The organism is Streptomyces sp. NPDC016640, from assembly GCF_043076215.1.
In the GTDB taxonomy this organism is placed as follows: Bacteria; Actinomycetota; Actinomycetes; order Streptomycetales; family Streptomycetaceae; genus Streptomyces.
Genome location: NZ_JBIBRG010000001.1, coordinates 373,410 through 385,326, shown reverse-complemented (window position 1 = coordinate 385,326; position 11,917 = coordinate 373,410). Strand labels below are relative to the sequence as shown.

Sequence of the window (11,917 nt, the reverse complement as noted above, 5' to 3'; positions counted from 1 at the left end):
ACCCGTGTGGCGGCCGAGCACACACGAACGAAGCGGAGCGGAACGGACGCATGGGACGAGCGGAAGAAAGACGCGCACGACGGCGCGGCGGGCGCCGTGCGGCACCCGGGGGCCGCCGCTCGTCGGACGCGGCCGGCCGCACCGGCATACGCCGCTTCCTCACCTGGAAGAAGATCCTCGGCACGTTCTTCGGCCTCTGCCTGCTCGGCATGGGCGCCTTCATCGTGCTGTACATGCTGATCGACATCCCCGAGGGGAACGCCGACGCCGAACTGCAGGGCAACGTCTACGAGTACAGCGACGGCTCGCTCATGGCGCGCAAGGGCTACAACCGCGAGATCGTCGACCTGGCCAGGGTCCCCAAGGACGTGCAGCGCAGCTTCGTCGCCGCCGAGAACAAGACCTTCTACAAGGACTCCGGCGTCGACATCAGGGGCACCGCGCGCGGCCTGCTCAACACGCTGTCCGGCAAGGGCGCGCAGGGCGGTTCGACGATCACCCAGCAGTACGTCAAGAACTACTACCTGACGCAGGACCGGACCGTCACCCGCAAGCTCAAGGAAATGGTCATCTCCCTGAAGCTGGACCGGGAGAAGTCCAAGGACCACATCCTCGCCGGCTACATCAACACCAGCTACTACGGCCGCGGCGCCTACGGCATCCAGGCCGCCGCGCAGGCCTACTACCGCGTCGACGCCGAGGACCTGACGGTCGAACAGGGCGCCTACCTCGCCGCGCTGCTCCAGGCGCCGAACCAGTACGACTGGGCGATCGCCAGCGAGACCGGCAAGACGCTGGCGAAGGAACGCTGGAACTACGTCCTGGACAACATGGTCGAGCAGAAGTGGCTGGACCGGTCCGGGCGCCGGGCCATGGAGTTCCCCGTCCCCGAGGAGCCCAGGCCGGCCCCCGGGATGGAGGGACAGACCGGGTACGTCGTCGAGGCGGCCAACGACGCGCTGAAGCGGCAGCTCGTCGCCCAGGGCACCGCCGAGGACATGAACCGGGCCGAGGCCCTGGTGGACGCCGGCGGCTGGACCGTCACGCTCAACATCGACAAGAAGAAGCAGACCGCGCTCGAAGAGGCGGTCAGGACCCGGCTCACCAGCAAGCTGGACCCCGACAAGCGCGAGGTCGACGCCGACGTCCAGGCCGGCGCCGTCTCCGTGAACCCCAAGACGGGCGCGGTCGTGGCGATGTACGGCGGCGTGGACTACGTGAAGCACTACACCAACAACGCCACCCGCGACGACTACCAGCCCGCCTCCACCTTCAAGCCGGTGATCCTGGCCGCGGCCGTCGACCAGGACGCCGTGACCCAGGACGGCGTGCCGATCACGGCCGACACGGTCTACGACGGTACGAGCAGGCGCCCCGTGACGGACGGCTCCCGCAAGGTCGGCTTCGCGCCGCCCAACGAGGACGAGGTCGACTACGGCGACGTCACCGTGCAGGAGGCGATGAACAAGTCCGTCAACTCCGTCTTCGCGCAGATGGGCATCGACGTCGGCATGCCCGAGGTCGTCAGGACCGCGGGCGAACTCGGCATGGAGACCGAGGGCATGGACCCCCTGCCCGCCCAGACCCTGGGCAGTATGGGCGCGAGCCCGCTGGAGATGGCCGGCGTCTACGCCACCCTCGACAACCACGGCAGGAAGGTCACCCCGGCCGTCGTGAAATCGGCCGAGCACAAGGACCGCCGGGTCGGGTTCCCCGACCCGATCGGTGAGCGGGTCATCAGCCGCGAGGCCGCCGACACCGTGACCTCCGTGCTCACCGGCGTGGTCGACGACGGCACCGCCAGGCAGTCCGTGCGGGAGAACCCGCTGCGCGACGGCCAGCAGGTCGCCGGCAAGACGGGTACGTCCGACAACAACAGGTCGGCCTGGTTCACCGGCTTCACCCCCGGCCTGGTCACCTCGGTCGGCCTGTTCGGCGAGGACGCGAAGACCCAGGACCAGGTCCCCATGTACCGGGCGGGCGGCGTCGGCCACCGCGTCAACGGCGGTGGCTTCCCCGCCGAGATCTGGGCCGCGTACACCTTCGGCGTGATGGACGAGGTCACCGGGTTCGACCTCGACACCAAGCAGGGCGCGGCGGTGCGGCCGACGCAGCAGCCGTCGGACACCCAGTCGCCGTCCGAGACGCCCAGCGAGGAGCCCACGAGCGAGGCACCGACCACCGAGGCGCCGTCCATGACCCCGTCGAAGACGCCGACCTCGCAGCCGCCGAGCCAGACGCCGACCGCGGAGCCGCCGGCGACCACCAGCTCGCCCCCGCCGACCCCCGGCATCCCGGAGGACCCGGAGGACCCGGAGGGGAACGCGGAGGAGTAGACGAGAGGGCGGGGGCGCCCGGTGTGATCACCGGGCGCCCCCGCCGCGCCGTACGACCGCTCAGCCGTGGTTCAGCTCGAACCACACCACCTTGCCCGTGCTCAGCCGGGTCGCACCCCACCGCCTGGCCAGCCGGTTCACCAGGTACAGCCCGCGCCCGCCCTCGTCCGTGGCGCGCGCCTGCCGCAGCCGCGGCAGCTGGGGCACGTCGTCGCCGACCTCGCAGCGCAGCACGTCGGTGCGCAGCAGCCGCAGCGTGACCGGTCGCGTGGCGTACCGCACGGCGTTGGTCACCACCTCGCTGACCAGCAGCTCCACCGAGTCGCTCAGGTCCTCCATGTCCCAGCGGGACAGCGCCCGCCGGGCCAGGCGGCGGGCCCGGCCGGGGGCCGCGTCCTCCGGCTCCAGGAACCAGTACGCCACGTCGCTCGGCGCGATCCCGTCGAAACGGGCGGCGAGCAGCGCGATGTCGTCGTCCCGGTCGCCCGGGCCGAGCATGTCCAGCACCTCGTCGCAGAGGGCCTCCAGCGGCGGCGGGTGATCCGCCCCGGTCAGCTGCGCCGTCGCGGCGAGCTTCTCGCGCAGCTGCTCGATGCCGGTCCACACGTCCCGCAGCCGGGACTCCACCAGCCCGTCCGTGTAGAGCAGCAGGGTCGCCCCGGCGGGCGCGTCCAGCTCCACGGCCTCGAAGTCCACCCCGCCCACGCCGATCGGGGCGCCCGCGGGCACCCGCAGCACCTCGGCCCGGCCGCCCAGGTGCAGCAGGACGGGCGGCGGATGGCCGGCGTTGGCGATGGTGATGCGGTGCGACACCGGGTCGTACACCGCGTACAGGCAGGTCGCCATGCGGTCCACACCGAGCCGCTGCGCCTGCTCGTCGAGATGGTGCAGCACCTCCTGCGGGGGAAGATCGAGCCCGGCCAGGGTCTGTGCGGTGGTGCGCAGCTGGCCCATGATCGCCGCGGACGTCATGGAGTGCCCCATGACGTCACCGACGACCAGCGCGACCCGGCTGCCGGGCAGTGGGATCGCGTCGTACCAGTCGCCGCCGACCCGCGCGGTCTCCGCCGCCGGCAGATAGCGCGACGCCAGCCGTACACCGGTGCAGCGCGGCAGGTGCTCCGGCAGCATGGTGCGCTGCAGCTCGTCCGCGATGTACGCCTCCCGCCCGTACAGCACCGCCTTGTCGATGCCCAGGGCGCTGTGCGTGGCGAGCTGCGCGGCCACCAGCAGGTCGTCGGCCTCGAACGGGAGGCGCTCGGGGCGGCGCAGGAAGAGTGCCGCGCCGATCACCCGGCGCCGGCCGCGCAGCGGCGCGAGGATCGCCCGCTGCCCCTCGGGGACGAGCGGCGCGCCCTCCTCGCCCAGGAGCTCGGGCAGCGCGGCGCGGGCGGCCGGGGCGTCCGTGAACACCGGCCGTACGCCGCGCAGCACCTCGGCGAGCGCGCTGCCGGGCCGCACCGTGCACAGCTCCGCGCCGACCGAGTCCAGCTCGTTCGGCTCCGGCGGGGCGACCGGGGTGAACCCGCCCTCGGTGTCCCGCTCCGGCGGCAGCCGGTCGCTGCGGCGCAGCCGCAGCACCAGCGGACCGGTGGGCCGCTCGTCGCCGACCGGCAGCGGATCGCGCAGGTAGACCAGGATCGCGTCGGAGAAGGTGGGCACGGTGGCCCGGCACAGCCCCATCACGATCTCGTCCAGGTCGATGCCGCGGGCGATCCGCCGCGTCGCGGCACCGACGAACCGCAGCCGGTCCCCGTCCCGCCGCATCGGCGTCGGCCGCCCGGGCTGCGCCGCCTGGCCGGTACGGCGCTCCTGGCCGTCGGGACCCTGCGGCCCGTCCGGTCCCGCACCCGGCTGCACCGGGATGCTCTCGGCCACGGGCCGCGGCCGGTGCGCGTCCGGCTCGGCGCCCTGCCCGGCGCCCGGCTGGGAGTGCTCGGGCCCCGCCGGGTCCCGCTCCGTGTCGCCGGGCGTCACCGTGCCGGGGGACGTGGCCCCCGGCGTCCCCGGGGACGCCGCCCCGGGCGCGGTGGACTCACCGCCGGAGCGGCCCTGTACCGGTGAGGCGGACCCGGTGTCCGGCACCCGGGCCGGGGTGTGCAGAAGCGCCCCGCGGGGATCGGCGGGGTCCACGCCCGGCTCGGGGCGTTCGAAGGAGGTCGGCTGCTCCGTCACGCGTGTCGAGTCCATCCGTCCGGCGCACGCCGTGCGCGCGGTTCGTCCCGCCGAGACTCCGATACCCGGAACACGTGCCCCCGGAACGGAATCCCCGCGTGGTCAGAGGTTGTTCCTGTGTCGCCGGTCGGCCGTTTCCGGCCGGTACCGGTGTTTCCGTACCCCTCGCTCACGTCCTGCCGCCCCTCGGTGACGATCGGTCAAGCCCGGCGCGTACTCCGGTAATTGTTGCTCCGCGCCCTTGCGGAGGACGATCCTACGGTTCCCGACCGGGGCCGCAGCAAGGGTCTCACGAGGAGACATGCGCCGGAGTGCGGTCCCAGTCCTGTGGCAGTGACGGTACCGTCCAGGACGGGTTCGGGCGCCAGTTCTCCCAGCCGTCCGCGAACGGCGGCCCCCACGCGTCGATCACCTCCACCGCGGCCCGCCCGGCCGCGCGCACCCTCGCGGCCAGCGCGGGGTCCACCAGTCCGTCCCGCCGGGCCTGCGCGAACTCGTCCTCGTCCCGCCAGTGCCGGCTGCGGTCCGGGTGCACGGAGATGTCCAGGAAGTGGTCCTCGGAGTCCACCCCGCCGGCCCAGCGGGCCAGCGGTTCCTCCAGGTTCACGTACCAGTTCTTGAACCGCCAGTCCGGATCCCAGAACAGCCACACCGACCAGGGCTCACCGGGCCGGGCCAGCTTCAGCACACCGGTGCCGAACCAGCGGTCCCGCCGCACCGTGCGCGGCCTGGTGTACCGGGTGCCGAGCGGCTCCTGGTGCACGGGCGTGCCGTCGGCGAGCACCGGCTTCACGCACTCGGTGCCGGGCGCCAGCCACACGGCGAGCAGGTCCCGGTCGTCGCGTACGACCGTGACAGGGCGCGCGATGTGGATGCGCGCGCCGCCGTTCTCCCGGTACCGCCACAGTATGTGCGTCCCGGGCGCCCAGAACCCGGCCGTACGGTCCGCTTCCCCGCGTCTCATCGTTCCGCCCTCTGCCATGCGCAGATATTAGGTGCCCCGGGCATACGACGCTGCGGCGCCCGTCACGGTTCTCGTCCGGCGCGCGCGGCTCTACGGGCGGGTCATCCGCAGGACGTCCAGCGCCTCGTCGAGCTGCTCGGCGGTGAGGTCGCCGCGCTCCACGTAGCCGCCCTCCAGGACCACCTGACGGATGGTCTTCCGCTCGGCCAGCGACCTCTTGGCGACCTTGGCGGCCTCCTCGTAGCCGATGTACCTGTTGAGCGGGGTGACCACGGACGGCGAGGACTCGGCGTACTCGCGGGCCCGTTCGCGGTGCGCGACGATCCCGTCGACCGTGCGGTCGGCGAGCAGCCGGGAGGCGTTCGCGAGCAGCCGGACCGACTCCAGCACGTTCTTCGCGATGACCGGGAGCATCACGTTCAGCTCGAAGTTGCCCGAGGCGCCGGCGGTGGTGACGGTCACGTCGTTGCCGATCACCTGCGCGCAGACCATGAGCACGGCCTCCGGGACGACCGGGTTGACCTTGCCGGGCATGATCGAGGAACCGGGCTGGAGATCGGGCAGGCTGATCTCCGCGAGCCCGGTGCGCGGTCCGGAGGACATCCACCGCAGATCGTTGGCGATCTTCGTCAGGCCGACGGCGATGGTCCGCAGCTGGCCGCTGGTCTCCACGATCCCGTCCCGGGCGCCCTGCGCCTCGAAGTGGTCGCGCGCCTCGGTCAGCGGCAGTCCGGTGACCCGGGCGACCTCCTCGATGACGGCGGCGGAGAAGCCCGGCGGGGTGTTGATGCCGGTGCCCACGGCGGTGCCGCCCAGCGGCAGCTCGGCGAGGCGCGGCAGCGAGGCGTTCAGCCGCTCGATCCCGTACCGCACCTGGGCCGCGTACCCGCCGAACTCCTGGCCCAGGGTCACGGGCGTGGCGTCCATCAGGTGCGTCCGCCCGGACTTCACCACGTCGGCGAACTCCCCGGCCTTGCGTTCCAGCGCGGCCGCGAGGCGCTCCAGGGCCGGGATCAGATCGCGGGTGACGGCCGCGGTGGCGGCGATGTGGATCGACGACGGGAAGACGTCGTTGGACGACTGGGAGGCGTTGACGTGGTCGTTGGGGTGCACGTCCCGCCCGAGCCGCTCGCTCGCCAGGGTGGCGAGGACCTCGTTGGCGTTCATGTTGGACGAGGTCCCCGAGCCGGTCTGGAACACGTCGACCGGGAAGTGCTCGTCCCACCGGCCCTCGGCGACCTCACCGGCCGCCTCCCGGACGGCCTCGGCGATGTCCGCGTCCAGCACCCCGAGCCGGGCGTTCACCTCGGCCGCGGCGCCCTTGATGCGGGCCAGGGCCTCGATGTGGGCGCGTTCCAGGCGCTGTCCGGAGACCGGGAAGTTCTCCACGGCGCGCTGGGTCTGCGCGCGCCACTTGGCGTCGGCCGGGACCCTCACCTCGCCCATGGAGTCGTGCTCGATGCGGTAGCGCCGGTCGTCGTCCGTGGTCGTCATCGTCTTACCTCCGAGGAGTGACAGCAGTGGTGCCGGCCGAGCGTATTCCCGGAGGGTCCCCGCCCCGCCGCGGGAGAAGCACGGCGGGGCGGAAACGAGGTGGAGCGGGGTCAGCCGCCCTGGAGGGTGACGTCGTCGACGGCGAAGCCCGTCCGCAGGGACGCGTCCTCGCTGCCGGTGAAGGTCACGGTGACCTGCCGGCCCGCGTACGCCGTCAGGTCGACCGAGCGCTGCACGTAGCCGCTGCCGGCGTCGGCGTTGGACAGTGTGGCGAGCGTGGTGCCGTCGGCCTTCACCGTGAACCTGTCGTACGGCGTCGAGCCGGACTCGTCGGTGTCGATGTGCAGCCAGTAGTCCAGCGCCGCCCGGGTGCACCCGGCCGGCACGGTCACCGTCTGGGCGAGCGACTCGGTGCGCGTGGCGCCGTACCCCGCGAGCCGGGCGAAACGGGTCCCGGAGTGGGCGGACCGCCCCGCGTGCGCGCCGATGGTGGCGGTGTCCCCGGTCCACGGCGAGGTACCGCTCTCGAACCCGCCGTTGGCGACGGCGGCGGCGGTGTCGCAGCCGCTCGTCCCCGTCTGCACGGCCTGCTGCCAGAGGGTGTACGCGATGCCGTCGGACGCGCGGTCGAGGCCGGTGGTGTTGATGTTGGTGAGGGTGTCGCACGACCGGTGGTAGCAGGGGTCGTAGGCGCTGCCGGCCGTACCGCCCCACTTGGCGGCCTGCGCGGACGTCTTGCGGGCACTGGCGCCCATCGCGTAGCCGGAGGTCGGGATGCCGTACTGCTCGAAGGGGTAGTCGTCGCTGCGCCCGGCGCCCTCGGTGTTCTCCTCGGGCCGCAGCCCGAGCGAGTCCCAGTACGCCTTCATGGGGGCGGCGGCGGACGAGGTGATGTGGTTGACGAAGTAGCCGCCGTTGACGGACGCGACCATGTCGAAGTTGTAGTACGCCCTGATCCTCGCGCGGTCGGTGGAGGACAGCGAACGGACGTAGAAGTCGGACCCGTTCAGGCCCTGCTCCTCGTCGGTCCACCAGGCGAAGCGGACCCGGTTGCGCATCGACGGGTTCTGCCGTGCCAGCGTCAGGGCGTTCTCCAGCAGGGCGGCCGAGCCGGAGCCGTTGTCGTTCATGCCGGGGCCCGCCGAGACGCTGTCGAGGTGGGCGCCGAACATGTACACGTTGCCGGCGTCGCCGTGCGGCCACTCGGCGATCAGGTTGGGGCCGGCCCCGCTGGTGCAGCCGGAGGTGCACGGCTGCTCGGTGACGGTGTAGCCGGCGGCTTGCAGCCTGCCCTTCACGTAGGCGACGGAGTCGCGGTATCCCTGGCCGGTGGAGCGGCGGTTGCCGCCGTTGCGTCCGGCGATGGCGCTCAGTTCGCTGAGATGTCCCCTGACCTTGGTCACGTCGACGTCGGGCGCGGCGAGGGTGTCCGCGACGGGTACGGAGCCGGCGGCCGCGGCGGGGAGTGTTCCGCAGCCGAGCACGACGGCGAGCGTGACGCTCGCCACGGCGAATCTTCGTATCACTTCGTCTCCTCCGGGAGGTGGCTGTGGGGTGAGCCACTCAGGGCATGGCATGTGCATGCCGGAGCGGCGAAAGACTCACAGCGGCGAAGGAGACAGTCAACGGAACGGGCGGGAGGACGGCCAGGTTGTCCGAAAGAAGCACAGCCGTTTCGCTATGCGGACGGTGAGCCGGCCCCTCCGGCGTTCGAGGACGAGGCCCGTCCAGGGCCGGAGGGATCCGGGGCACGGCCCCGGGGACGGGACAGGAAGGGAAGGCAAGGGGAGGGAAGGCAAGGGGAGGGAAGGGGAGGGAAGGCAAGGGGCGGCGGGGCGAAGCACACCCCGCCGCGCCCGGGGCGCCTACGCCGGCCCCGGCCCCCGCACCGGAATGCTGGTGAACGTCGGCTGCGGCGCCGGATCCTGGAAGAAGTCGTTGCCCTTGTCGTCCACGACGATGAACGCCGGGAAGTCCTCGACCTCGATCTTCCAGACCGCCTCCATGCCGAGCTCCTCGTACTCGACGACCTCGACCTTCTTGATGCAGTCCTGCGCCAGCCGCGCCGCCGGTCCGCCGATCGAGCCGAGGTAGAAGCCGCCGTGCGCGTCGCACGCGGCGGTGACCTGCTTGCTCCGGTTGCCCTTGGCCAGCATCACCTTGGAGCCGCCGGCCGCCTGGAACTGCTCCACGTAGGAGTCCATGCGCCCGGCCGTCGTCGGACCGAACGACCCGGACGCGTATCCCTTCGGGGTCTTCGCGGGGCCCGCGTAGTACACCGGGTGGTCCTTCAGGTACTGCGGCATCTCCTCGCCCGCGTCCAGCCGCTCCTTGATCTTGGCGTGCGCGATGTCACGGGCCACGACCAGCGGGCCGGTCAGCGACAGCCGGGTCTTCACCGGGTACTTGGTGAGCTCCGCGAGGATGTCGTCCATCGGCCGGCTGAGGTCGATCCGCACGACGTCGCCGGCCTCGTCGAGGTGCTCGTCGGTCGTCTCCGGCAGGAACCGCGCCGGGTCCGTCTCCAGCTGCTCCAGGAAGACGCCCTCGGCGGTGATCTTCGCGACGGCCTGGCGGTCGGCGGAGCAGGAGACGGCGATCGCGACCGGGCAGGACGCCCCGTGCCGCGGCAGCCGCACCACCCGCACGTCGTGGCAGAAGTACTTGCCGCCGAACTGCGCGCCGATGCCGATCCTCTGCGTCAGCTCGAAGACCTTCTCCTCCAGCTCCTTGTCCCGGAAGCCGTGGCCGAGCGGGGACCCCTCGGAGGGGATCCCGTCCAGGTAGTGCGCGGAGGCGTACTTCGCGGTCTTCAGCGCGTACTCGGCCGACGTACCGCCGACGACGATGGCCAGGTGGTACGGCGGGCAGGCGGCCGTGCCCAGCGAACGGATCTTCTCCTCCAGGAACTTCATCATGGAGGCCTCGTTCAGGACGGCCTTGGTCTCCTGGTAGAGGAAGGACTTGTTGGCGGAGCCGCCGCCCTTGGCCATGAACAGGAACTTGTAGGCGCCGCCGTCGGTGGCGTACAGCTCGATCTGCGCCGGGAGGTTGGAGCCGGTGTTCTTCTCCTCCCACATGGTCAGCGGCGCCATCTGCGAGTAGCGCAGGTTCAGGTTCCGGTAGGCGTCGTAGACGCCCCGGGACAGGGCCTCCTCGTCACGGCCCCCGGTCAGCACGTTCTGGCCGCGCTTGCCCATGACGATCGCCGTGCCGGTGTCCTGGCACATGGGGAGCACGCCGGCCGCCGCGATGTTCGCGTTCTTCAGCAGGTCCAGGGCGACGAACTTGTCGTTGCCCGACGCCTCGGGGTCGTCGATGATGCGGCGCAGCTGGGCGAGGTGGGCGGGGCGCAGGTAGTGCTGGATGTCGTGGATCGCCTCCTCGGCGAGCCTGCGCAGCGCCTCCGGCTCCACCTTGAGGAAGGTCCGGCCGTCGGCCTCGAAGGTGGAGACACCTTCGGAGGTCACCAGCCGGTAGGGGGTGGTGTCCTCTCCCATGGGGAGCAGATCGGCGTACTCGAACTCAGGCATCTCGCCCATTCCTCACTCGACGGAAGACCGCCCGCCTCCTTTGGCGGGCGGCCACCAGCGTATGACCTGCCGTCGGCGCCGGGCCTGTGAGGTTGTCCTCAGTTGTCCCCGCCGGAGGGTAGTCGCGATCTATCGCGTTTCGGTACGCTGTTGTCGTGGACCTTCAGAAGCACGCCCAGCAGCCGGACACGGCGCCGCGGACGGCCGAGCTGCGCGCCTCCGACGCCGACCGGGACCGGACCGCCGACCTCCTGCGCGAGGCCCTGGCCGAGGGGCGCCTGACCGCCGACGAGCACGCGGAGCGCGTGGAGGGCGTGCTGGCCGCCAGGACGGTCGGGGAGCTGGAGGTGTTCGTCCGGGACCTGCCGGCAGCGCATCGTCGGCGCGAGGCCCCGGTCTCCGTCCCCGGCCGCCCCGGCGCCGGCGCGATCCCGCTGGACCCAGACGACAACGTGGTCGCGGTCTTCGGCGCCGCCTCCCGCAAGGGCCGCCGGCGGACCGGCCGCCGCATCCACGCGTACGCGGTCTTCGGCAGTGTGGAGATCGATCTCAGCGAGGCGCTGTTCGACCATCAGCAGGTCGTGATCAAGGCGTTCGCCGTCTTCGGCAGCGTCGAGATCCGCGTCCCGGAGAACGTGTCGCTGCGCGGCATGGGCGGCGGCGTCCTCGGCAGCTTCGAGACGGACACGCTGGACGCGACCGACGCCGAGGCCCCGGTGGTCTACGTCGACGGCTGGGCCGTGCTCGGGAGCGTCGAGGCGCGCGCCAGGCGGGGCAGGCTCGTCGCGGACATCCTCGACAAGGTGCAGCGCACGGTCGACAGGAGCGTGCGCAGGCATCCGGGCCACTGACCCCGGCGCACCGGCATGGGGGGGAGCCCTGTTCGGGACTCAGTGCATAGGCGCGCGTACATCGGGTAAGCCTTGCTGCATCGTCTCTCGCTCGCGAAGCCGTCGTCAGGAGTAGACCCGTGCTGCAACCGCCGCATTCGTCCCTGCAGGTAGCCGCCGTTCCGGACCGGCGAGCGGCAGCGCGGGAGAGGGACCAGGACGCCCCCTGGCACACCGAGGCGGTGTGCCGGCGTGACGAGGCGGGGCTGTTCTTCGCGCCGTCGAAGGAGCCCACCGCCGCCCGGCTCTCCCGCGAGGAGGCGGCCAAGCAGGTCTGCGCCCGCTGCCCGGTGATGGTCGAGTGCCGCGAGCACGCCCTGCTGCAGCCCGAGCCCTACGGCGTCTGGGGCGGCCTGACCGCCGCCGAACGCCGGGTGGTCCTGGCCCGGCGCCGGCGCCGCGAGGTGGAGCTGAAGAAGGCCTCCCGCGCGACGGGCCGCATAGCGGCGGCCGGTTAGCGCGTACGCGAGCGAGCAGGGCACCCTCTCCGCACAGAGGGTGCCCTTCTGTCACAGGGGACGTTCC

At 72.1% G+C, this 11,917-nt stretch carries 8 protein-coding genes; 3 read left to right on the top strand and 5 right to left on the bottom strand.

The window, feature by feature from the left end; translation table 11 throughout:
- Positions 1 to 50: 50 nt before the first annotated feature.
- Positions 51 to 2,336 carry a transglycosylase domain-containing protein gene (locus ACF07S_RS01780; RefSeq protein WP_391973192.1) on the top strand — a complete coding sequence of 762 codons (2,286 nt, stop codon included), beginning with the start codon at positions 51 to 53 and terminating at the stop codon, positions 2,334 to 2,336.
- Between the two features lie 60 nt (positions 2,337 to 2,396).
- On the opposite strand, the gene ACF07S_RS01775 is transcribed toward ACF07S_RS01780, so the two are convergent.
- The 5 genes from ACF07S_RS01775 to ACF07S_RS01755 form a co-directional block, all read right to left on the bottom strand.
- Positions 2,397 to 4,526, bottom strand: a complete 2,130-nt coding sequence (locus tag ACF07S_RS01775) for a SpoIIE family protein phosphatase (RefSeq protein ID WP_391973191.1) — start codon at positions 4,524 to 4,526, stop codon at positions 2,397 to 2,399.
- Between the two features lie 274 nt (positions 4,527 to 4,800).
- The gene (locus ACF07S_RS01770; protein WP_391961532.1) at positions 4,801 to 5,493 is read right to left on the bottom strand and encodes a DUF402 domain-containing protein; all 693 of its coding nucleotides are present in this window, start codon (positions 5,491 to 5,493) and stop codon (positions 4,801 to 4,803) included.
- Between the two features lie 72 nt (positions 5,494 to 5,565).
- Positions 5,566 to 6,969 carry a class II fumarate hydratase gene (locus ACF07S_RS01765; protein WP_391961531.1) on the bottom strand — a complete coding sequence of 468 codons (1,404 nt, stop codon included), beginning with the start codon at positions 6,967 to 6,969 and terminating at the stop codon, positions 5,566 to 5,568.
- A gap of 110 nt (positions 6,970 to 7,079) precedes the next feature.
- The gene (locus tag ACF07S_RS01760) at positions 7,080 to 8,495 is read right to left on the bottom strand and encodes a M28 family peptidase (protein ID WP_391961530.1); all 1,416 of its coding nucleotides are present in this window, start codon (positions 8,493 to 8,495) and stop codon (positions 7,080 to 7,082) included.
- A 339-nt stretch (positions 8,496 to 8,834) separates the two neighbouring features.
- The gene (locus tag ACF07S_RS01755) at positions 8,835 to 10,511 is read right to left on the bottom strand and encodes a fumarate hydratase (RefSeq protein ID WP_391961529.1); all 1,677 of its coding nucleotides are present in this window, start codon (positions 10,509 to 10,511) and stop codon (positions 8,835 to 8,837) included.
- Positions 10,512 to 10,657: 146 nt separating this feature from the next.
- Between ACF07S_RS01755 and ACF07S_RS01750 the strand changes: the two genes are divergently transcribed.
- Complete coding sequence (locus ACF07S_RS01750; protein ID WP_391961528.1) at positions 10,658 to 11,353, top strand: DUF1707 domain-containing protein; 696 nt, start codon at positions 10,658 to 10,660, stop codon at positions 11,351 to 11,353.
- A 119-nt stretch (positions 11,354 to 11,472) separates the two neighbouring features.
- Positions 11,473 to 11,850, top strand: coding sequence for a WhiB family transcriptional regulator (locus ACF07S_RS01745; protein WP_391961527.1), 378 nt, complete (start codon positions 11,473 to 11,475; stop codon positions 11,848 to 11,850).
- Positions 11,851 to 11,917 lie beyond the last annotated feature (67 nt).

Coding starts and splice junctions, on each gene's coding strand:
- ACF07S_RS01780 (WP_391973192.1), top strand. CDS start 51: ATGGGACGAGCGGAAGAAAGACGCGCACGACGGCGCGGCGGGCGCCGT.
- ACF07S_RS01770 (WP_391961532.1), bottom strand. CDS start 5,493: ATGGCAGAGGGCGGAACGATGAGACGCGGGGAAGCGGACCGTACGGCC.
- ACF07S_RS01755 (WP_391961529.1), bottom strand. CDS start 10,511: ATGGGCGAGATGCCTGAGTTCGAGTACGCCGATCTGCTCCCCATGGGA.
- ACF07S_RS01765 (WP_391961531.1), bottom strand. CDS start 6,969: ATGACGACCACGGACGACGACCGGCGCTACCGCATCGAGCACGACTCC.
- ACF07S_RS01775 (WP_391973191.1), bottom strand. CDS start 4,526: ATGGACTCGACACGCGTGACGGAGCAGCCGACCTCCTTCGAACGCCCC.